A 21,045-nucleotide genomic window follows, 5' to 3' on the forward strand; every position below is an offset into this window, starting at 1 on the left:
AGGGCTAGTGCGTGCGCCTCCGCACTTTCCATCTGTTGCACCGGCGGTCGGAACGGTGAGCGCATCGAGCACCAGTGGCCTCAGAGGAGACGGCCCGGAGCTGCGGCAGCGGACGGTCCGCGGGGCGGGCTAGACGGCCTGCGTATCCCGCGTCGGCACTCTGAGTCGAGCATCGTTTCCGCAGCTCAGATCGTCTCCTGAGCCCCGTACCGGATCACCGGCCTCTGGGGCGCGTCGAGCACTGCAGGCTGTTGCCCGGCCCGTGTACCGGACAGCCTGCGCCCCCGGTGGTACTGCAGGATGCGCATGCGCCCCTACGTGCTGCGTGCGCTCCTACCGCAGGAGTTGCCTTCACGACAGTGGGTGCCGAATGGTGGCAATGAACGGTCCGCAGACCAGGAGCAACACCTGTGGCATTGGCGGCTGTTAGCGAGACACAGCACCGCCCGCCGCGGAAATCAGGGACGCGCGGGCACTCGCACTCGCCACTGTCGCGGACGAAGGCTGTGGAACACGCCTACCGGCCGGCGCCGGATGAAATCACAGTATTCACGGAGGAGACCCACCCATGTCCAAAAAGCGCAAAAGCCTCATAGATGACGTCCTGGATCGAGCAAGCGACGTCGGCCGGGACTCGCGGGACATGACACGCCGAGCGCTCACCGGCAAGAAGAGGAAGAAAGGGAAGAAGAGCACCCGCAAGCTGGTCAAGCGCAACAACCGCGCGCTCGAGGCGCTCGTTGTGCAGCTCGACCAGTACATCAAGCACGATCGCGCCCAGGGCAAGGGCCGCAACGCCGACTGAGAGCGCACGAGAGAGCCGGTGATGGTCTCGGTACGCCGATGCAGGACGGCACGGAAGGCAGGCCCAGTGGTTGAGCACCGCGCGCGGCACACCGCTCACGTACTGACGCGGCTCGGGATGCACGAGGTATCCCGGGCGGCCGGACGCCGTCGCTCGAAGGCTCAGGCCTCGGAGCGCACGGCTGAGGAACAGCGGGCGCGGGCGATCCGCCAGGCTCTGGAGCAGCTCGGGCCCCTGTATGTGAAGATCGGCCAGATCCTCTCAACCAGGCCGGACTTCGTCCCGGACTATGTCCGCGATGAGCTGGCCCTGCTGACCGATCAGGCGGCCGTGCGGCCGTTCGCCACCTTCGTGCCGACGCTGGAGGAAGAGCTCGGGGCCGACTGGCGTGAGTCGTTCAGTTCGTTCGAGACCGGCCAACCATTGGGATCGGCGTCCCTCGCGCAGGTCTACCGCGCCACCCGCCGGGACGGCACACCGTGCGTCGTCAAAATTCAGCGCCCAGACTCCCAACTGACGGTGCGCGGCGACATGGTGGTCCTGCGACGCGCGACGCGCCTGATCGGCCGGCTGGCACCTCGGTTCAATGAGGTCGTCGACACCGGGGCAATGCTCGACGTCGTCTTCCGCGCCATGGGCGATGAGCTGGACTTCACGCGTGAGGCCAGCAACATGAAGGACGCGCGGAAGTCTGCGAAGGAGTTCAAGAGGGTAAAGGTGCCCAAAGCCCTCGTCGCCACGCCACGGGTCCTCGTCCAGACCTTTGCCGATGGGCAGGCCGCCAACCGGCTCAAGGACAACGAGCTGAGCCGCAAGCAGCGCAAGAAGATGGCCAAAGAGTTCGTCGCCTACATGCTCAAAGGATTTTTCGTCGACCGAAACTTCCACGCCGACCCGCACCCCGGGAACGTTCTGGTCAGTCCCGACGGGAAAGCGCACGTCATCGACTGGGGCATGGTGGGTCGCATCGACCGCAGCACCAGCGCAGCGATGCTCGGCACGATGATCGGCATGGCCTACAACGACGGGCCGGCGCTCGCACAGTCCTGGATCCAGATGGGCTCGACCACCCCATGGAGTGACATCGGTGGCTTCACTGCCGACATCGCCCGCTTCGTTCCACATATCGCGAACGCCTCGCTGGCTGAGCTGAACTTCGGTGTCGCCCTCACCTCGGTCCTCGCCTTCTCCTCCAGCCGCGGCATCCAGACCACACCTAACGTCTCGATCGTGGGCAAAGCCGTCGCCAACATGGAAGGCACCGTCCGGCACATCCATCCCGCTTTGAAACTGTCCGACAGCATCCGCGACGCCCTGCAGGACGTTCTGCTGGACATGGCCCGGGACCTCTGCTCCCCGGAACAGCTGGCGCAGTACGGCCTGCATACCCTGCACAGCCTCACCCAAGGGCCAGGCCAGGCAGTACGGGCCCTCGACGATGTGGCCGACCGTCAGCTCACTGTGCACAACCACACCCGTTTCCACGACACCCGGTTCAGCAGACCGGCGTTCGCTCTAGCGCTGCTGGCCCTCCGGCAACGCCACCGCCCGGACTGACCAGCCGGCTCGCTCAGAACCCCCCAGCCTTCATGTACTTCGCCGCCTCACCTGCTTAATGCCCGCTTCACCGCCGACCGAGGGAGAAGGGCTGTGCTGAGCCGTCCCCGCAGCCTTCTGTTCTGGCTCGTGCTGATCATCCTGCTGTATGTCATCGCCACCGCCCCCACCGAGGTCGCCCACGCCGTCTTGGCACTACGAAGCAGCACAAACCAGTTCTTCGACTCCCTGGACATCTTCATCGACACCCTCGAAACGTCCTGACCTACCCCTCCTCGCACATCAGCCAAGAAGAGGGTCCTGCCATGCACACCCCGTTCAGGCTGCCGCATCTGCTCCTTATCGCAGCCCTCGCCGCCTCCGGATGCGGGCTCGCACCCGCCGCCCCCCAGAATCCGCCGACCGTGCACGTCGATGTGCACATACCCGCCGCACAGTCCCCCGCCGCAGCGCCCGCCACACGCCCCGCCCGCGCACCCGCCCATCCGTCGACCGCCCAGTTCGCCACCCAGCCAGGCCCCGGTCCCTCCACCAGCACACAGGTCGCACCGCGGCCCTCCACCACGCCTTCCCCCTCCCTCACGCCCTCCGCACTGCCCTCCTGTCCACCAGCGGCCACTACGGACAGTCCACAGCCCACGCCCACAGCACCGTCGCCGAACGGCAGCACCACCACCAGCACCGCGCCGGTCTCGCCGCATGCGACGGTCAGGCCGGCGCCTCATACCCCGCCACGTGGCGACGAACACGCCTCGTAGTCCGCAAGGGCTCGAATAGCGCCACACCCCCGCTCACACCCAGGCCAACAGGAGGTATCGCAGTGACCGAAGTCGACATGGCCGCGTCCGTGCACGCCCGGCTGGCGCAAGCTCGCGAAGCCGTCCTTCCATCTCTGCGTGAGGCCGTAGGCGCCCTGCACCCGCACCTGGCTCTCGCGGGTGGCTACCACTTCGGCTGGTGGACCGCCGACGGCGAGCCCTCGGCGGACGCGGTGCCAAGCAAGTTCCTCCGCGCGAGTTTGGTTCTGCTGGCGGCCGAGGCGGTGGGGGGAAGCTGCCACACCGCGGTGCCCGGGGCCGTCGCGGTAGAACTGCTCCACAACCACTCCATCGTGCACGACGACGTGATCGACGAGGACGAACTGCGTCGCGGTCGCCGCACCGTGTGGTCGGCGTACGGGGCAGGAACGGCTGTGCTGGTCGGAGACGCGCTGGCGGCAGCCGCGGCGGGCCATCTCTCTCAGATGGACACAGCACCGGCACGACGCGCCCTCGCGATGCTGGTGGACGCATTTCGCCGCATCTGCGCCGGACAGGCAGCCGACCTCGAGCTAGAGAGAAGCGGGGTTGCCTCCGTAGAGGACTACCTGCAGATGGCGTCGGACAAGACGAGCGCCCTGCTGGCCTGCGCTGCCGGTATCGGTGCCACGCTTTCGGGCGCGGACAAGGCGACGATCGACCAACTACAGGCCGCCTGCTCCGACCTGGGCCTTGCCTGGCAAGCCGCCAACGACGTCGAGGACATCTGGGGAGACCCCGCCGTCACCGGCAAACCACCCCTGAGCGACCTACGCCAGGGAAAGCTGACACTTCCCGTCCTGGCCGCCCTCACTTCGGACACCCCCGCCGGGCGCGAACTAGCACTCTGCCGCGCATCCTTCACTGGCTCCGACCTCAAAGACCTGGAGCACATCGCGGACCTGATCATCCAAGCCGGAGGGCGAACGGCCGCCGAACGCCTGGCCCGCGAAAAACTCATCTCCGCTGAAGCCCATCTGCGGAAGCTGCAGGTGCCGACATCCTCACGCCAGGCCCTCACCGCGCTCTTCCGGTTCATCGTCACGCGCTCAGCATGAACGTTTCCCCCGCATCTCAGACCGCAACCGAGGAGAAATCGTGACATCGGTACCCTCTCGATCGCCCAAGGTCGTACGCGACGACTACGAAAGCCAGCTCAACGACCACTGGGAGGCCAAGCAGAACGACGACATCAACCTCCTGCTGGGCAAGGAAGACGGCCTCTACCACCACCACTACGCGGTGGGAGACTTCGACCGCACCGTGCTGACAGCCCCGACCGACCAGCGACAGCAGCTCATCCTCAACGAGATGCACCGCATGGAAAGCGAACAGGTCGCGCTCATCCTCGACGGCCTGGGCGCACCCCCGCCCACCACCCGCCTCCTGGACGCCGGCTCCGGACGGGGCGGCACGTCGTTCATGGTCCACGACCGCTTCGGATGCCGCGTGGACGGCGTGAACTTCTGCGAGCACCACCTGGCCTTCTCCCGAGAGCTGGCCGAGCGAAGGGGCTGCGCCGACAGCGTCCGCTTCCACTACGCAAACATGGCCGCGACCGGCTTCCCGAACGCGTCGTTCCAGTACGTGGTCACCAACGAGACCACCATGTACGTCGACCTCTTCGAGACGTTCGCCGAATTCGCCCGGTTACTCAAGCCCGGCGGCCGCTACGTCCTGGTGACCTGGTGCGAGAACGACTCGGTCGCCACCCCCGGCACCAGGCCCGAGGTCGACGCCATCGACGCCCACTACGTCTGCCACATCCACCGGCGCAGCACCTACTTCCGCGCCCTGGCAGCCAACGGACTGGTGCCCTCCACCGTCCGCGACCTGACCACCGAGGCCATGCCCTACTGGGAGCTGCGCTCCCACTCCGATCTGAGCACCGGCGTCGAGGAGCCCTTCCTCAACGGGTACCGCTCCAACCGGCTCAACTACCTGGTCATCGTGGCCGAAAAGGCACGGACCAGCGAGCAGACAGTCTCGTGAAGCCGACCCCCCGTAGCGCGGACAACAGCGTGGCCGCAGGCAACCACACCAGCGCTGCGCCTACCGGCTCACACCCTGCCGCGCTGGACGTGGACTGCATCCGCCGAAGTGTCGAGGACGTTCTGCAGTCCTTCCTCGACGAGAAGCTCCGGGACCTCCCGCACCCCAGCGCCCGCCCTCTCGTCGGACACCTCCGCACGCTCATCAACGCAGGCGGCAAACGCACGCGCCCGGTCCTGTGCGTCGTCGGCTGGCACGCCGCCGGCCGATCAGGCACCCCACCGCCGCTCCTGCACCTGGCCGCGGCCATCGAGATGTTCCACGCCGCTGCGATGATCCACGACGACATCATCGACCGCTCCGCCACCCGCCGCGGTCACCCAAGCGCCCACCACGCCCTGCGCGCCCACTGCGCGGCTCCTCCCGAAAGCGACATCAGCAGCTGGTTCGGCGCCAGCGCCGCCCTCATCCTGGGAGACCTGGCGCTCTCCTGGTCCGACCAACTGCTCTACCGCGGGCAACTCGACCTTGTGCAGCTCCAGGCCACCCACCCCCTGCTGGACACCCTGCGCACAGAGGCCCTCATCGGGTGCTACATCGAACTCCTCGCCACCGGCCACCACAGCGACAACCTTGAGACACCGGTGGAAATCAACAAGCTGAAGTCCGCCAAGTACACCATTGAGCGTCCCCTGCAGCTCGGCGCCGTTCTAGGCGGCGCCGGCGCCGAGGTCCTGGACACATGCACCGCCTACGGCATCCCACTCGGAGAGGCCTTCCAACTGCGCGACGACATCCTCGGCGTCTTCGGTGACACCGCCGTCACCGGCAAACCCGCCCTTGACGACCTACGTGAGGGAAAACCCACCCTTCTCCTCGCCATCGCCCTTTCGCGCGCCGACCCCGGCCAACGCGAGCTACTGCATCGCTTCGTTGGGAACCCAAGCCTGGACCACTCCACCGCGGCGAAAATCCGCGAGGTTCTCACCGCGACCGGTGCTCGCCAAGAGGTAGAGCACAGGATCGAAGCCCAGCGACTGACAGCCGTCGCGGCTCTCCACAGGAGCGACCTTCCCGCCGCCGTCGTCACCGCGTTGCACCACATGGCCAAAGCCGTCACCCGACACAGCGCTTGACCGGGACCGACAAACACCAGGCCGAAAGGGTGGAAATCACTTGAACCGCAAAAGTCCCTCCGAGCGCCGCGATGCCGCGCAAACCCCCCGCGAGCTTAGTGAGGCTGTACTCGAAGCAGTACTGCCGCGGTGGCCCCTGCCGCTAAAAGGAGAAATAAATCCGACGTTAGAGACAGCAGAGAAACGGCACACGGCATGGCTACACAGCTACGGGTTAGTCGAGCAAAGTTGCCGGCCGGAGACCATGCGGCTGTGCGAAGTGACCGCTTACGCTTACCCTCACGCCGATGTGGAGACATTAGCCATAGCGGCAGATCTCACCGCCTGGCTGTTCTTCGTGGACGAACTCTTCGACACAGGCGAGACAGGAACGCATGTCGAATCCGCACGCGCATTCATCAACTCGCTGAACAACCCCGACGACCCAGCCAAGCTCGGCACCACGACGACAGCCCGGACGGAACTTCTAGGGCGCATCCGCCGCGCATACGACGAGCTCGCGACCCGCATGCGCGACCGGATGACTCCACCGCACTGGGCAGTCTTCAGCCACCACCTGCACACCTATTACGAAGCGCTAGCCGCCGAAGCAGCGAACAGGGAGCGGCACGTTACCCCTGAGCTGAAGGACTACTGCGAAATCCGGCGTTTCAGCGCGGGCACCCAATGTCAGCTTGGTTTGGTCGAGCTTTCAGTGTCCACACGGCTGCCCAGATACATGTACGACTCACCCCTGTTTCAGCAACTGATCTATGCGACATGCGACATCGCCAACTGGACGAACGATGTTTTCTCCGCCGCCAAAGAGCATGCCGCCGGTGATGTACACAATCTTGTACTCATACTCCAGAGACAGTCTGGCTGCTCGCTGCCTCAAGCCGCACTGATGGCAGTGGACCGGATTGAGGCCCGATTGCAGGAAATGGAGGCCGCGCGAGCCGCACTTCCCGCCTTCTTGGCCCGTCATGGTGCGTCACCGACCACACAGGATGCCGCTCAGCGCTGGGCCGAAGGCCTGCACTGCTTTCTGCAGCATGCCGCCTGGTATCTCGGGCACGCCCGCTACACCCCAGCGGGCACCATCGCCGAGGATGCCGGACCCGCTGAGGGCTGAGCCGTGCCCCGAAAGCCCTGGGCGGCCTGGCCGCCCTGGCCTGCGTAGAAGTCGCGGCCCCGGTCGGCGCCCTGACGCCGAACTGAGCAGGTCGACTCTTCCTCCAGTGTTTGCATTCGAGGCATCGCGGTACCGCCTCCCGTAAAGAGCCAGCTCAGCGAAGACGGACTCACCTCTGCGCATCGTCTTCAGTGGGCGATTCGTCCGATTCTCCGAACTTCGGAACTTGCGTTGGATGCATCTCGGCTCGAGTCCGTTCGTAGCGCAGCGGGTTGCGCCACACGCCGTGGTCCTGTGACACGTCGGCGCTGATCTCCGCCACGAGGACGGGGGCAACCAAGACCGGATCCAGGGGGGTGCGGCTGTTCCAGGACGCGGTGAACCGGACGCCGGTCCACGGGTGGTCCGGGCCGGCTGCGGTGAGGTGGCCGGCGAGGTCCCGCGCCGGGCCGGGTCTCAGCGGGGTTGTCTTGCCCACGAGTCGTACGTAGGCGGCCGGTGCTGTCGTAGCGGCCCAGCAGCCCTCCCACCCGGGCGTCGGCTCGGCCGACCACGGCAAGGTACGCGCGTACTCCTCGGACGCGGCACGCGTCTCGTGGAGGGCGGCCTGGGCGTCGAGAAGGTCCTAGTACTGCAACGGTCTTTGTTCTGATGTGTGGGCAGTTTCTGGTGGTATGTGGCCGCGTCGTTTGTAGTGGCTGATCCGGGCTTGGAACTGTCGTCGGCGGCGCCAGTGTGACCAGTGCAGGACATGGTCGATGAGGTTCGCGCGGGGCCGGGCCAGGCGGGTGGTCAGTCGCCGGATTTCGGGGAGGGTCAGGGCGATGAGCTGAGAGAGGATCCGTTTCTGCTTTCTCCGTGTCGAGCGCGCGGGCCCGCAGGACGGTGAGGCAGGCGTGGGCGGCCATGGCCAGGGTGATGTGGCGGTGCCAGCCGGGATAGCGGCGGACCTGGTAGTCGTCCAGGCCGCACTCCTGCTTCGCGGTCTGGAAGCATTCCTCGACCGCCCACCGACTGCCCGCGACATGGATCAGCTCGTCGAGGGTTGTGTCGGCTGGGCAGTAGGCGATGTAGTACGAGATCTGATCGGGTCGCCTCACGCTGCGGCGAGCGATGACCCAGTGCCGGCGGTCCTCACGGTGCCAGGGCCGGACCTCGACCCTGGCCCAGTCGTAGACGCGTGGCCCGTGGGCTCCGTTGCCGCAGGAACGACGCTTCCACTTCTGCCTCGGCAGCCCGGGAAACAGGTCATGGACGGGATGATCCATGGCCCAGCGGGTCACGACCGTGTCGTGCCGGGTGGTGGCCATGACGTGGAAGACGTCAGCCCGCTCGAGCTCGGTCCGCCAGCCCTTGCTGAAACCGTAGGCGGCGTCCGCCGTCACCCACCGGAACGGGATCTTCTCCGTGATCGCCCGGCGGACCATCGTCTTGGCGATGGCCACCTTCGTCTCGAAGGCGACCGCGGCCTCGATGCCCGCGGCCCGGCAGCGTTGCCGGTCATCGGTCCATGATGTGGGCAGATACAGACGCCGGTCGATCAACGTGCGGCCGCGTTCGCCGGCATAGGCGAGGAAGACGCCCACCTGGCAGTTCTCTGTCCGTCCCGCCGTTCCCGAGTATTGGCGCTGGACCCCGGCCGAGCGGACCCCCTTCTTCAGGAAGCCCGTGTCGTCCACGATCAGCACCGCACCGGGGTCACCCAGTTGCTCGACCACATAGTCACGCACGTCGTCCAGGACCTCATCGGCGTCCCAGTCACATCGGTTCAGCAGCCGGTGCATCCGGTCAGGGCTGCCATGCCCAGCCTCCTCCGCGAGCGTCCAGCCGTTCTTCCGCTCCAACGGCGCTATGAGCCCCCGCATATACGCCAGCGCCGACTCCCGCGGCTCCGACCGGGCAAACCGGTGCACGAACCGCTCATGCACCTCACCCAGACCCGCCGCCCACACCCTCACATCACCAAGTACCCCACCCATAACCAGCCCAACGACCAACCTGGCCACCAGTCACGTCAAACGCCGTTGCAGTACTAAGTGGACAGGGCGACTGGATCTTCACCCTCGATCTGAACTTTGACCTGCGGTGGGATGGGGCTGCCCATGGCCCCGGACATGGTGAACTCACACGCCGCACCAGGCACTAGGTCAACCGGCATATCCGGCAGTTCGATGAAGGCTGGCAGACCATCGGCCAGGATGGTCACACCCTTGGCGTCCCCGTCGCCGACATTCCGAAGCTGCCAGAGGTGACCTCGTGGGTTGCGAAGTTCTAGCCGCGGCCGGGGCCGGGCAGCCTCGCGGCGTTCCTCGGCCTCTTCCTGCTGTAACGCCAATGCCGCTTCAGCCGCGTCCGCAGACCGCTTGCTGTCCTTCCGGGCCATCGCGGCCACACCGCCCGCGGCGATAGAGATCACCAAAGCACCCCACGCGGGCGCGTCTCCCCACTCCATACAGCCTCCCCGATCGGCGACACGGTAGGTCGAAAAGTGGGGGCGCCGTGACCGGACGCGTAGAGGTTCTCCAACCCGTAACCTGATCTTGCGGCGCGGGGCCGACTGCCTGGAGGGCACCGTGGGCTTCCGCGAGCTGATCACCGACGCCTGGAGCTGGCTGGACTACAAGCCGGTCATGGCCGACCCGCGCCGCCCTGGCCGCAACGCCTGGGCGGAGCTGACCTCATCGTGGGTTCCCGACGAGGACCTGCGGCGCCTGGCTGCCTACCGGCTGCTCGCCGCGTACGACTCCAACCAGGCCGGTCAGGTCGCCGCGATCACCGGGGACGACGAAGCGGGGATCGAGCGCCGCGAACTCGGCGACGCCTCGAAGCTCGTGGACACCGCGCTCGGCTACCTCCTCGGCTCTGAGCAGACCATCACGGTCGCGGGAGCGGAGCACGCCGACGATGAACCGACGGCAGAGGCCGCCATGGCGCTTGCGGTGCAGGAGAAGCTGAGGGCGTGGGCGGAGAAGGAGCTGCTGCCGCTGCGTATCCAGCAAGCCGAGCGGACCGCGATCCTGTTGGGCGACGCGGTCTACAGCCTCGCGTGGGACCCGGCGAAGGGCCGCGTCCTACTGCGCACCTGGGACCCTGGCTTGTACTTTCCGGAGTGGCCCGAGGATGGTGAGCAGGACGGCGCTGAGTTCCCGGTACGAGTGCACCTGGCGTGGGAGTTGCCCGAGGACGAGCGGCGCGGCCTGAAAGCTCGGCTCCGCCGCGTCACCTACGAGCTCGGCCCCATCGCTCCGGCCAGCCGGCGGGGCGTGGCCAAGGACGGTCGCGCCCTGCGCGAGTACGTCTATGGAGAAGACGGCGAACCCGTCCCCGGTAAGGGCGACACCCTCAATTCCGAATCCGGCGCGATCACCCGCACTTACCCGTGGGCGCCGCGCCGACGAACGCCGTGGACCTGCTATCTCACGGACGGGGAATGGGAGTTGGACGATCTCAAGTACGCCGACATCCTGTACGACCTGCCCATGCACAAGGCGACCTATCGCGTCCGCTCGGACGGTGAACTCCTCGACCGGCTCGACTTGATGGCGGACTTCATCCCCCTCGTCCACGTCACCAACAGCATCCCGGCCAGCGGCGAGCACTGGGGCAAGCCCACCGTGGCCACCGTGCTCCAGGCCCTGGATGAGCTGTCCGCCACCGACACCGACAGCTCCGGAGCCTCTGCCACCACCGGATCCCCGATCATCGGCCTGGCCGGGGCGCGGCTGCCCATCGACCGTGCCACCGGCCAGCCCCTCCCGGTGAAGGTCCGGGCCGGGACGGTGTGGCAGCTCAACGACAACGGACGCATGGACGTTCTCGACACCTCCGCCCAGCTCGCCGAACTGCGCTCCCGCGTCGACCACATCCTCGACCGGATCGCGGCGAACAGCCGCCTCACCGCCGCCGGCCTGGGAACCCTCGACCCCACCGCCCTGCCCTCCGGATACGCACTGCAACTCGCACTCGGTCCGCTGGATACGCTCGTCGCCGCCATGCGCCTGGCCCGAACCCACAAGTACGCCGTCCTGCTGCGCATGGTGCAACGACTCCACCAGGCCGGACAGGCAGACGGCTGGCCCGCGGGCGAGTCACTTCCCGCGCGCCTGATGTGGGGACCGCACACCCCGACCGACCGTGCTGCTGTCCTGGATGAGGTGGTCAAGGGCGTTGGCGCCGGAGTCCTGTCCGTGGAGACCGGCATTCGCATGCTGATCGATGCCGGGTACCCCATCGATGACGCTAAAGCGGAGATCGAGCGCATCCAGGCGCGCGCGTTCGAAGCCGCTGCACGGTTGGCTGACGCCACAGGCGATAACGCCGCGGTGCGTGAGTACCTCGGTCTTCCCGAGACAGGGGCGGAGCACCCGGGGATCAGCCTTATATCCGATTCTTCGGATGAAGATGGTTATTGAGAGGCGACGTCTCGAATTTTAGACGTCCGACGGTAGTTGCCTCTTCTTTCGATCGCGTGCGAACCCAACGAAGCTGAGCACCAAGAATTTCACCCCAAGTGAAGGAATGATAATTCCCGCCACGAGCCAGGTTGTCCCCCACCATCCACGATCCCCGTCAGGATCCATGATTGGAATCCAGAGGAAGTTGCTCGCAATGATAGCGAGCCATTTGCCGGTTTCTTTGGGGATTCTGCCGGCTCTAAATTCGAAAAAAATGGTTAGTGCCATCAAGAGCATGAAGGAGTAGAGGCCTGCTACCCATGACACTGGGGCGGGGTTCCCGGAACCCTCGGCGAATCGGATTTGTCGGGGCCACTCCCACAGCATGATCAAGACCAACATTTGCACGGGGAAGGAGCGTCGCAAATCTTTTGCGAAGACGTGGAGGCGGTCTTCGTGTCGAAGGGCGAAGTCCGCCATTCCTTCGTACAGCGGATTGGGCGCCGTCTGGGGGTCGAGCCCCTGTCTGGCGCGGACCGCTTCGGTCAGCGCCTCTTCCTCGGTCGACGCCCGGATGCGCATTTTGGCATCTCCTGCGTAAGCTGCCATTTCTGTGTAGAACTCGTGGAGCGTGTCCGCGTTGAGTCGCGAGGTTTTAGGTACCTGAACCCAGCTGGGACTCTTTTCGGCGGACCGTAACTGTTCGGTGAGGTTGACCCAGAAGAGTTCTCTTTTTTGCATGTCGTATACGACGCCAACGATTGGAATGCGACTTTGCGTCCAATCATCAAAATGCGCTTCAACGGGCACCGCGTAGCCGTTACTGAGGTTGAACTCGGGATGTCGTGCTGATGGTCAGGCGGGGCGGATGGTCAGGCCGGTCTCGGTGAGACAGCCGTCGATGAGGTGGCTGCGGTACTGGATGTGCCGCAGGCCGCGCCGGACGGTCTGGACGAGGTGTTCGGGGGTGCTGAAGGCGACGTTCGAGAGCCATCCGCGCCGTAGGAGTGACCAGATGCCCTCGACGGGGTTGAGGTCGGGTGCGTAGGGCGGCAGGTAGTAGATGGTCAGCCAGTCGCGGGTTTCGGCGAACTCTCTCAGGCCGGCTGCTTTGTGGACGTTGAGGTTGTCCCAGATGAGCACGATGGGGCCGTCGAGCTGCTGGTGGGCGGAGATCAGCAGGTCGCGGTAGTCGCGCCAGGAGAAGCTCTTGCGCCCGTCACGGTTGCCGTCGTCGCGGCGGGGCCGGTAGACCAGCCTCGACCGGTGGCCGGGTTTGTAGCAGGTCAGCGCTGCGATGGATATGCGCCTGCGGGAACGGCCGCGGACGCGGACCACCGGGGTGCGGCCGCGTGGCGACCATGTCTTTGCGTGCGGCGGCGTCATGGAGAAGCCGGCTTCGTCTTCGAAGACGAGCCAGGCTCCATGGGCCGCCGCGAGCCTTCCGCGCAGGGCCACACCTCCTTGACCCACCCCGCGACCGCGTCGTCGTCCCGCTCCATCGCTCTGCGGGCCGGTACCTGGCAAGACCAGCCGTTGCGCACCAGCAGCTTGCGCACGCCCTGGATCGTGTATGTCAGGTGAAAGCGTCGGCCGATCACCGTCGTGACCCGGGCAAGCGTCCAGCGCTGGTCCTGCCAGCCATGCGCGGCCGGGCCTTTGGCCAGCTCCGCTTCAAGCTGCGTGAACTGCTGATCGCTCAGTTTCGGCAGCGACGCTGGCCCCTGCGACCGCAAGGATCGCGGGCCGCCCTCGGCCCACGCGTGACGCCATCGCTGGACCGAGCGGACACTGACCCGCAGATCTCTGGCGATCGCGGTACTACCCTCGCCCAGGGCGAACCGCTCGGCCGCCTTGAGCCGTAACTCTTCGCGAAACTGCTGTCGTTCGGCGGTCAGCCCGCCCCCTTGTGGATACCGCATGACTCCGGTGATACCGCAGCCACCGACCAGTCGTCACCCCTTACGACACCACGAGTTCAGCCTCAGTAGCTCTCTTGTATTTTTTGCCGCTCTTTACCTGGATGGCGATCCAGTAGCCGGTCCTCTTGCCGTGGCGTGTGAAATTCACGATCATGTCTTCGCCGTGATCATTTCCGCCGTCGATCTCCTGGACGAGGTGGTTGTCCTCTTCGAGGAGTGTTCGTAGGGCGTTGACGCCAGCCCTCTCAATTCGGCGGCTGGAGCGCACCGTTGACACTTGTCCCCCTCAAGTCAGCGATCACCCAGGATACTCACCGCCGCTGACAGGCGGCTACGGTGTGACCCAGTCTCGTGGGTGCTCAACAGCCGTCCCGCTCGTCAGCGCTAAACTGATCATCGGCGCGGGGGCGCTGGAGACCTGTGGATGGTTCACGCATGACGCGCCCTTCGCTCCCCAATCCGCTTGAACTGGTCGGGCGCCGCCGTGACGGGCGGCCGATCTACCCGATCCTCGGTGCTTCTCCCGAGGATGACTCCAACAAGCCCGACGACGACAGCGGCTCGGCTGTCGGTTCGGTTACGCAGGAGGATCTTTCGCGGCTGCTGGCCCGCGAGAAAACGCAAGGCGGACGAGCAGCCGTGAAGAAGCTGCTCGGCGATCTTGGCTTCGACAACTCCGAGGCGCTGAGCGAGTTCATCACCACGAAGCGCGACGCCGAGCAGGCCGCGCTGACGGAGGTCGAACGCCGGGAGCAGGCTGCCGAGGAGAAGCTGAGGACGGCCGAGGCCCGTGAGGCTCAGGCCGCAGCCAGGGAGCGCGCCGCCATCCGGCGAGCCGCCCTCGCAGGACTCGGCTCAGCCGGAGAAGACCTCGGCGATGCGATCCTCCTCATCGACCGCGTGCTGGATGACCAGCCGGACGCCGACGAGGAAGCGGTGGCTGCGGCTGCCGAGCAGTTGAAGGAACGACGGCCGGAGCTGTTCGGTCAGAGCCGCGAGACCTCGCCCGCCGCTCCCGGTGGTTCTCCCGCCGGCGGCCCGCCGTCGCGCGGCGGAGTACCGCCCAAGCCCGGAGAGGCCGGATTGGAGATGGCGCGGCGTCGAGGATTCGTCACTGGCTGACCAACTCAGCGACGTCATGGCGCACGCTATGACCCCACCGGCGGGACAGCCGGACATGGGGACCACGCCCCTCACGCCTCCCGTGGACGGCGCCACCGCCAGGTGAGTGTGCGAATCCGATTCGCTTCACGTCCACGGGAGGACGGCTGTGACACTCCAGCCCATCACCACGTCGACGTCGTACACCGCCGACCGGGCCTGGCTCGCGGCACTGCACGGCACCGACTCCACCGAGACCATCACGCTCGACATGTCGAAGCTGACCGCGGGCACGCATACCGCCGCGTCGACCGACACAACCCAGCCGTACAGCCGAGTCCTGTCCGGCGTGCCCGTCGGAAAGATCACGGAGAGCGGCCTGTACGGGGCCTTCGATCCGACGGCGACTGATGGCCGCCAGAGCCTCGCTGGTCACGTCTTCGCCGAGGCGCTGTTCGCGCCGACCGCCACGAAGGTGCCTGCCGCGCTCCTCTGGCACGGCGTCGTGGTCGCTGCGAAGGTCCCCGGCGGTATCGACACCTCCAAGGTTGCCCCGTCGGTGACCGGCCCCCAGATCCGGTACGTGTGAGAGGCGGACGACGATGACCATGCAGGACCTGATCAAGAACGTCGCTGCCCGCGACCTCACAACCTTCGCCCGCGCCATCCCCTCACCGGCCGATCACCTGCTCACCAAGGACGGCGGGATCATCCCGACGTTGGAGCAGGACGAGGTGAAGTGGCGGGTCAAGGACAACGGCCGGTACGTCAACGTGGCGAAGTACCGCGCGTTCGACGCCAGCGTGCCTTTCGCGTCCCGCGAGGCGTGGCAGACGACCCGCGAGGGCATGCTGCCGCCGCTGGGGCAGAAGCTCCTCGTCGGCGAGCAGGAGCAGATCCTTCTTGAGGCTTCGCGCGGCGCGGACGAGGACCGGCTGATCGAGCTGCTGTACGACGACACCGAGCGGCACGTCGAGGCGATCCGATCCCGCGTCGAACTCGCCTGGGGTGACGTCCTGGTCGACGGCAAGTTCTCGCTCATCGGAGAGAACGGTCTCACCACGGAGGTCGACTGGGGTGTGCCGGCGGGCAACCTGCCGACTGCGCCGAAGCTGTGGTCGGATCCCACCTCCGACCCGATCAAGGACGAGCTGGCGTGGATTCAGTATCTGGATGACCGAGGCGCGCCCTACCCCGAACTGGTGGTCACCAGCCGGAAGGCGTTCAGCTTCCTGGCCGCCAACAACAGTTACCGGGCGGCCTACTACGGCTCGGTGAACCCCTCGAACACGCCGACCTCCACGCTGACCCCGCAGCAGATCAACGTGGTCCGCGACAACTACGGCCTGCCCCCGATCACCTTCTACAAGGGGCAGGTGCGCGTCGACGGCGTGCAGACCAAGGTGCTGCCGGAGGACCGCTGGATCATGCTTCCCCCGGACCGTACGAAGTGGGGGCAGACCATCTTCGGCGTGACGGCCGAAGGGCTGGCCCTGTCGCGCGGCACGAACCCGGAGATCACCAGGGAGGACCGGCCGGGCGTCATCATCACCCGCGGCGCGCAGGACGACCCGGTGCAGATCTGGACCAAGGGTGCAGCAGTCGGCATGCCGGTGCTGCACACGCCGGACGCTCACATCGTGGCGAAGGTGATCTGATGGGCCGCCGCCTTGCGACCGCGGTCCACGTCCTGCATCCGGTCACGCATGAGTGGCTGGTTCTGGAGCCGGGAGACGAGCCGGACGGTGAGCTGGCCGCCGAGATCACCAACCCGTACGCGTGGGAGGACGGCGAAGAACCGGCCGAGGGCGACGAGGCGCGGGAGGAGTCCGGGCTGACAGCCTTCGGCTTCACCGCGCCCCGGGAGCCCGAGCCGGAGCCGACCGGCCCGAAGCGCCGCAGAAGGGCCGCCGACTCCGGCACCACCGCGTAGGCACACGAGACCGGCTCGGCCCGCCTCGTCCGCGTCCGGGCGGGGCGGGCGACGGCTATCCAGGAGCACTGATGGACCCGATCCTTCTCGCCTGGCTGCGGGCGCAGCTCGGCACGGCCACAGACGAAGTGGACCTCGCCACCCGGTACGCACGCCTGGGCCGGGCCCGGGCGGTCGTCGCTGAGGTCCTGGCAGAGCGCCGAGCCAAGCTGCTCGCCGAGCCGCTGCGCATGACGGTCGACGGCGTGGTCACCATCGACCAGAGCAACAATCTCGCAGGGCTGGAACGCCAGATCGCTGGCCTCACCGAACTCGTCGCACCGGATGATCCGGCAGCGGGAGAGGCGAGCGCCGACTTGGTGACAGCACCTCTTCTGCCGTCTTGGCGTACGAGGTAGGGCGGCCGTGCCGTACGAATGGCCGCCGCTGGTGCCGGGGGACCCTGATGAGGTCGCGCGCCGGGTTGCAGCCGTACTCGACGAAGCCTGGCAGCGCCTGGCGGCCAAGCAGCGGGAAGCGATCGCTAAGTTCGCCGACAATCCACGAACGCCCTACACCTTGCGGACCTTGGAGGAGTTCAAGCGGGCGATCAGGGAGTTCCGTCAGCGCGTCGACCAGGAAGCGAGACAGTTCGTACAGCGGCAGCTGTCTCAACTGTATGAGGAGGGCGGACGGGTGGCCGCCGAGGCCCTGGGAGTGACCTTCACGTGGACCACGTTTCACCGTGACGCGCTCCAGTCGCTCGCGGCAGACTCCTACGGCGACTTCCTGCGCCGCTCCGAAGAGGCGGAGCGGATGGCCAGCCAGTTCTACCGCGCCGCGCGGGAGGCTGCGCGCCGCGAAGTGTCGTTGCTAGCCGCAGGCAACATGACCGCGAAGCAGGCCGCCAAGAACCTCGCCGAACGGCTCGCCGCCAAGCATCAGCTGACACATGTCGTCTACCGCAACGGGACGCGAGTGCCGGTGCGGGCCTGGGCCGAGGCCGCCACCCTGGCCAAGTCGGCCGTGGCCTACAACGCCGGCACCCTCAATCGCACCCGTCAGGCCGGCGTCACCGTGGTGGAGGTCTTCGACGGCTTCGACTGCGGCTGGACGTCTCACCAGGACCCCGACAAGGCCAACCGGACGCTGCGCAGCGTGGAGGAAGCAGCGGACTGGCCGATCAGCCATCCGAGGTGCCGTCGCGGGTTCGGCCCGCGGCCAGATGTGGATGCGTTATAACGGCGGCCTGCGGGCTCGCTTGCCCTATTTGCGAGTTGTGATTCTGGCTCAACTTCCGTGCGGCGCATGTCGAGAGGAGTCGGTGCGAACCGCGCTCGTACGAACAGGGCGGTTTGATCAGAGGATGCCCTTCCACGACCATGGCCGCGGACCGGATCGACCGCGAAGGCAGTCGACCCGGTACTGCGCTTGGCTGATCCACTCCCCGTGTCCAGCTGCATGCTGGGCGGCGTAAGTCGCCATCCGCAGTTCCCTGGCACCTGCGAGGATGCGATAGCCCTCCCAGGCCGTGACGTCGTACCCATAGGCCTCACAGAACTGCTCGTACTCTCGTGCAGTGACTGCCGCGGTCGTCTTCGCGCGTACGGCGGTAGACACGAGATCCCACTCCGGGGGGCCGATAGAGAAACGCTCCAGATCCATCATCAGAGCCCCGTCGCCCGTGTGGACGAAGTTGCCGGGCCAGGCATCGCCGTGCACAGCCCGGTCGGGGAGGCCCACCGGCCGCTCTGTCCAGGCCGCTGCGAGGTCATGGTGAAGGCCGCGTAGCCAGTCTTTGTCATTTTCAGGGATCGTGGCGGCGGCTTGCAGCCGCTCGTCCACCCGGACGAATGGATCGAGGTACCCCAGCTCGATGTCTGGCACGGGCAACGAGTGGAGTCGTGACAGGAGGCGGGCCAGGTCGTGAACCGACCCGTGTTCCTGATGCGGGAGTTCCGCCCAGAAAGTCACGGGCCTCCCCTCGACTTCAACTGGTTGCTCCACGTCGACCAGACGGACGGCCGGGACATCCTCCCGAGCGAGCCAGCGTGCTACGCGCACCTCACGGGCCGCCGCACTGCCCTGGCCGGTGCGGGCGATCCGCACGATCACCTGTTGCCCTGGGAGCCGCCATATTTCGTTCTCGGCCAGGCGCACAGATTCGGCTGACGAGGCATCCAAGCCCACGGCAGAACAGGCTTGTTGGAGAGCCCGCCGTGCGGGCTCGTCTTCGGAGTGGGTCATGCTGAGACCGTAGCGGTGATGCGTTCCCGCAGGCCTGACGCCTCCTGAACCTTCTGGTGTCTGGCTGCGAAGTGGCCGAGCTGTCGGAGATCGTCGGCCGCCCGTCGGGACGTGAGCCGGCCGACCTCGTCCAAAGCGTCGTGTCCGATCAGCGCCGCCTGCCGCGGATCGCCCTTCGCCATCATCAGGGCGGCAAGCTTCGTACGGGAGATCGCTCGGGACCGTTTGAAGGAGTCGGAGTGTCCCTTGACCGCCATGTTGAACCGGCCTGCTGCCCTACCTGGGTCTTGCCCCGCCAGGATGGCGAGGTCGAATAGCGCGTGGGCTGTGTCCCCGTTGTGCTGCGCTGCGTCGTAGTAGGCCATCCATGGAGGGTCCTCGGATGGGCGTGCGCGCGTGAATGCCTCGTCCGCAGCCCCGACCGCAGCCATGGTGTCCCGGACATTGCCCATCTTCCCGAAGGCGCGGGCGCGTGCGGTGTGCAGCATCGCCTGTTCCGTAGCGGTCAGACGGTCGGAACGCACAAGTCCCTTCTCGGCGTAGGTGAGGCCGTCGTCTGGCGAGCCGATCCACACAGCCTGCCGAGCGAGGAAGGAGTAGGTCTTGGCACGCAGGTGCCAGTCTCCGGCCTCCTCGGCGCAGTCGGCTGCGAACTTGAACGTCTTGGTGGCTTCGCCGTGGTGGTAGGCGTCGAAGGCCGATGCGCCGACGACGATTCCGAGCCGTGAGACGGCCGCGAACAGGTCGGCGCGTAGGTGCTCGGCGCAGTGCACTTGCAGTAGCCCGGCGGACCATTGCATCGCGCTGCTGGCCACGTCACGGACCATGCCGCCGCCGCCTAGCTTGTTGTCCATTCCGCTGATAGCGGTGGCGGCTGCCAACACCTGGTCGATCTGGCCGAGGCTGACACTCTCGGGGAGGGAGAGACCAGAGGGGGCGAAGGCTTGCGTGAGGTCTATGGGGGCGAAGGCGGCTAGGCCGCTGACTTGGAGGAACGAGCGTCGGTCCACTGGCTCATGGCTCCCGGGGAGAGGAGATGGTTCGTCTCCGCTCAGGATGCGGCTTGACCGCGCCTGAGCTGTTCCTTCCCTCCTACCCGCTGCGTGTTTATCGGCATCAGCCTGCTTTTTATCGGCATCGCGGTTGCCGAAGACCATCGGCCAAGCGCGGTCGAAGAACCCTCCAGTCTCGAAATAGGCGTCGAGCCGTTGGGCCACATCACGGCGACAGCTCGGGTACTTCCCCTTCTCGATCGCCAAGATCATGTCGTCGCTGACCTGGACTAATCGCCCCAGAGTTGCGGCGGACAAGCCCGCCGCCTTCCGTAGCTCGCGCAGCTCGTTCCCGAACCACTCCTGGGGCGAAGCCCCTGGGTTGAGGTCTTTCATTGGCTGCGGCATTCCCTGCCCCTGAAGTCGTTGATGCCGATATTTCGAGCTGTCGGCATCAGGTACTGCACGCGATCGGTGCGCTCTGTCTGAATGGTTGCTGATCGGTTCGGTTCCAGTACACACCGCAACCGGAGCTTGTTGAAGCGGTTCCGGTGGAACGGAAGGAACAGGGTGCAACTTCTCCTCGATACACGCGAACAAGGCGCTTCCATTCCAGCCATGTCCAGAAGCGTGAGCGGCCAACTCGACATGACATTCAACGTTCGTGCCGAAGACCTGGGCACCGTGCGGGACATAGTCCAAGCGCATCTGTGCCTGTGGCGCATCGACAGCGGAAGCATTGACCTCCTGCTGATTGTGGTCAATGAGCTGCTGACCAACGTCATACAGCACACAGCGGCAGACGGTGACGGGGCCCGGATGGCCAGCCTGCTGCTTCAAAAGGTTCCTGATGGCGTGACCGCAATCGTTCGTGATCAGGACCGCTGTCCGCCCGCCCGCACGGCCTCGGCCGGCCTGCTCGCCGAAGGGGGCCGCGGTCTGATGCTGGTGCGGGCCCTGGCGAACGACATGTCTGTGTCCATCACTCCGGCCGGCAAAGACGTCTGGGTCTTTATCGCAGCCCCAATTGAACCCGAGCGTTCCTAACCCCTCGCAGTCGGCGCCGTATCAGGAGA

Annotated in this window: 22 protein-coding genes and 1 pseudogene; 15 read left to right on the forward strand and 8 right to left on the reverse strand. The window is 66.4% G+C overall.

Annotation, left to right across the window (positions count from 1 at the left end):
• Nucleotides 1–568: 568 nt before the first annotated feature.
• The 7 genes from OG452_RS24610 (at nucleotide 569) to OG452_RS24640 (ending at nucleotide 7,401) form a co-directional block, all read left to right on the forward strand.
• The gene (locus tag OG452_RS24610; RefSeq protein WP_327297739.1) at nucleotides 569–805 is read left to right on the forward strand and encodes a hypothetical protein; all 237 of its coding nucleotides are present in this window, start codon (nucleotides 569–571) and stop codon (nucleotides 803–805) included.
• A 66-nt stretch (nucleotides 806–871) separates the two neighbouring features.
• Complete coding sequence (locus OG452_RS24615) at nucleotides 872–2,362, forward strand: ABC1 kinase family protein (RefSeq protein WP_327297740.1); 1,491 nt, start codon at nucleotides 872–874, stop codon at nucleotides 2,360–2,362.
• Nucleotides 2,363–2,455: 93 nt separating this feature from the next.
• On the forward strand, nucleotides 2,456–2,626 hold the full coding sequence (locus tag OG452_RS24620; protein WP_327297741.1) for a hypothetical protein: 171 nt from the start codon (nucleotides 2,456–2,458) through the stop codon (nucleotides 2,624–2,626).
• A 556-nt stretch (nucleotides 2,627–3,182) separates the two neighbouring features.
• Entirely contained in the window at nucleotides 3,183–4,217 is a 1,035-nt protein-coding gene (locus tag OG452_RS24625; protein WP_327297742.1) for a polyprenyl synthetase family protein, read from the forward strand.
• 40 nt (nucleotides 4,218–4,257) lie between these two features.
• Complete coding sequence (locus OG452_RS24630; RefSeq protein WP_327297743.1) at nucleotides 4,258–5,151, forward strand: SAM-dependent methyltransferase; 894 nt, start codon at nucleotides 4,258–4,260, stop codon at nucleotides 5,149–5,151.
• The gene (locus tag OG452_RS24635; protein ID WP_327297744.1) at nucleotides 5,148–6,287 is read left to right on the forward strand and encodes a polyprenyl synthetase family protein; all 1,140 of its coding nucleotides are present in this window, start codon (nucleotides 5,148–5,150) and stop codon (nucleotides 6,285–6,287) included. The genes OG452_RS24630 and OG452_RS24635 overlap by 4 nt, the downstream gene beginning before the upstream one ends.
• Nucleotides 6,288–6,327: 40 nt before the next feature.
• Nucleotides 6,328–7,401, forward strand: coding sequence for a terpene synthase family protein (locus OG452_RS24640; RefSeq protein WP_327297745.1), 1,074 nt, complete (start codon nucleotides 6,328–6,330; stop codon nucleotides 7,399–7,401).
• A 169-nt stretch (nucleotides 7,402–7,570) separates the two neighbouring features.
• Here the strand turns inward: OG452_RS24640 and OG452_RS24645 are convergent, their stop codons facing one another.
• From OG452_RS24645 to OG452_RS24655, 3 genes and pseudogenes are all read right to left on the reverse strand, one after another.
• Nucleotides 7,571–7,879: a hypothetical protein gene (locus OG452_RS24645; protein WP_327299895.1), complete on the reverse strand. Its 309-nt coding sequence runs from the start codon at nucleotides 7,877–7,879 to the stop codon at nucleotides 7,571–7,573.
• A gap of 325 nt (nucleotides 7,880–8,204) precedes the next feature.
• Nucleotides 8,205–9,380: pseudogene (locus OG452_RS24650) on the reverse strand (IS701 family transposase); the annotation flags it as partial.
• Between the two features lie 53 nt (nucleotides 9,381–9,433).
• Nucleotides 9,434–9,817, reverse strand: a complete 384-nt coding sequence (locus OG452_RS24655) for a hypothetical protein (RefSeq protein WP_327297746.1) — start codon at nucleotides 9,815–9,817, stop codon at nucleotides 9,434–9,436.
• Between the two features lie 124 nt (nucleotides 9,818–9,941).
• Between OG452_RS24655 and OG452_RS24660 the strand changes: the two genes are divergently transcribed.
• A complete protein-coding gene (locus OG452_RS24660) occupies nucleotides 9,942–11,813 on the forward strand; it encodes a hypothetical protein (protein WP_327297747.1) in 1,872 nt (623 codons plus the stop codon).
• 18 nt (nucleotides 11,814–11,831) lie between these two features.
• Here OG452_RS24660 and OG452_RS24665 read toward each other — a convergent pair whose 3' ends face one another.
• The 3 genes from OG452_RS24665 to OG452_RS24680 all read right to left on the reverse strand — a co-directional run bounded on the left by OG452_RS24665 (nucleotide 11,832) and on the right by OG452_RS24680 (nucleotide 13,994).
• A complete protein-coding gene (locus OG452_RS24665) occupies nucleotides 11,832–12,605 on the reverse strand; it encodes a DUF4365 domain-containing protein (protein ID WP_327297748.1) in 774 nt (257 codons plus the stop codon).
• Between the two features lie 45 nt (nucleotides 12,606–12,650).
• Nucleotides 12,651–13,717 (reverse strand): IS630 family transposase gene (locus OG452_RS35465; RefSeq protein ID WP_442809945.1). Its coding sequence is split into 2 segments (ribosomal slippage): nucleotides 12,651–13,268 and nucleotides 13,271–13,717, totalling 1,065 coding nucleotides; the frame shifts between segments, so codons are not numbered across the junction.
• 40 nt (nucleotides 13,718–13,757) lie between these two features.
• Nucleotides 13,758–13,994 (reverse strand): DUF4365 domain-containing protein, encoded by a 237-nt coding sequence (locus OG452_RS24680; RefSeq protein ID WP_327297749.1) that lies wholly within the window; start codon nucleotides 13,992–13,994, stop codon nucleotides 13,758–13,760.
• A gap of 158 nt (nucleotides 13,995–14,152) precedes the next feature.
• Between OG452_RS24680 and OG452_RS24685 the strand changes: the two genes are divergently transcribed.
• The 6 genes from OG452_RS24685 (at nucleotide 14,153) to OG452_RS24710 (ending at nucleotide 17,972) form a co-directional block, all read left to right on the forward strand.
• Nucleotides 14,153–14,839: a hypothetical protein gene (locus OG452_RS24685; protein ID WP_327297750.1), complete on the forward strand. Its 687-nt coding sequence runs from the start codon at nucleotides 14,153–14,155 to the stop codon at nucleotides 14,837–14,839.
• A 148-nt stretch (nucleotides 14,840–14,987) separates the two neighbouring features.
• Nucleotides 14,988–15,407: a head decoration protein gene (locus OG452_RS24690; RefSeq protein WP_327297751.1), complete on the forward strand. Its 420-nt coding sequence runs from the start codon at nucleotides 14,988–14,990 to the stop codon at nucleotides 15,405–15,407.
• A gap of 13 nt (nucleotides 15,408–15,420) precedes the next feature.
• Nucleotides 15,421–16,476: a major capsid protein gene (locus tag OG452_RS24695; RefSeq protein ID WP_327297752.1), complete on the forward strand. Its 1,056-nt coding sequence runs from the start codon at nucleotides 15,421–15,423 to the stop codon at nucleotides 16,474–16,476.
• On the forward strand, nucleotides 16,476–16,751 hold the full coding sequence (locus tag OG452_RS24700) for a hypothetical protein (protein WP_327297753.1): 276 nt from the start codon (nucleotides 16,476–16,478) through the stop codon (nucleotides 16,749–16,751). Before OG452_RS24695 ends, OG452_RS24700 begins: the two co-directional genes overlap by 1 nt.
• A 71-nt stretch (nucleotides 16,752–16,822) precedes the next feature.
• Nucleotides 16,823–17,149 carry a hypothetical protein gene (locus OG452_RS24705; protein ID WP_327297754.1) on the forward strand — a complete coding sequence of 109 codons (327 nt, stop codon included), beginning with the start codon at nucleotides 16,823–16,825 and terminating at the stop codon, nucleotides 17,147–17,149.
• Between the two features lie 7 nt (nucleotides 17,150–17,156).
• Nucleotides 17,157–17,972 carry a hypothetical protein gene (locus OG452_RS24710; RefSeq protein WP_327297755.1) on the forward strand — a complete coding sequence of 272 codons (816 nt, stop codon included), beginning with the start codon at nucleotides 17,157–17,159 and terminating at the stop codon, nucleotides 17,970–17,972.
• A gap of 117 nt (nucleotides 17,973–18,089) precedes the next feature.
• Here OG452_RS24710 and OG452_RS24715 read toward each other — a convergent pair whose 3' ends face one another.
• Both OG452_RS24715 and OG452_RS24720 read right to left on the reverse strand, forming a co-directional pair.
• A complete protein-coding gene (locus tag OG452_RS24715; protein ID WP_327297756.1) occupies nucleotides 18,090–18,977 on the reverse strand; it encodes a phosphotransferase family protein in 888 nt (295 codons plus the stop codon).
• Complete coding sequence (locus tag OG452_RS24720) at nucleotides 18,974–20,365, reverse strand: helix-turn-helix transcriptional regulator (RefSeq protein ID WP_327297757.1); 1,392 nt, start codon at nucleotides 20,363–20,365, stop codon at nucleotides 18,974–18,976. Before OG452_RS24720 ends, OG452_RS24715 begins: the two co-directional genes overlap by 4 nt.
• Nucleotides 20,366–20,587: 222 nt before the next feature.
• Here OG452_RS24720 and OG452_RS24725 point away from each other — a divergent pair, with 222 nt between their 5' ends.
• Nucleotides 20,588–21,016, forward strand: coding sequence for an ATP-binding protein (locus OG452_RS24725; RefSeq protein WP_327297758.1), 429 nt, complete (start codon nucleotides 20,588–20,590; stop codon nucleotides 21,014–21,016).
• Nucleotides 21,017–21,045 lie beyond the last annotated feature (29 nt).

The organism is Streptomyces sp. NBC_01197 (assembly GCF_036010505.1).
GTDB lineage: Bacteria > Actinomycetota > Actinomycetes > Streptomycetales > Streptomycetaceae > Streptomyces.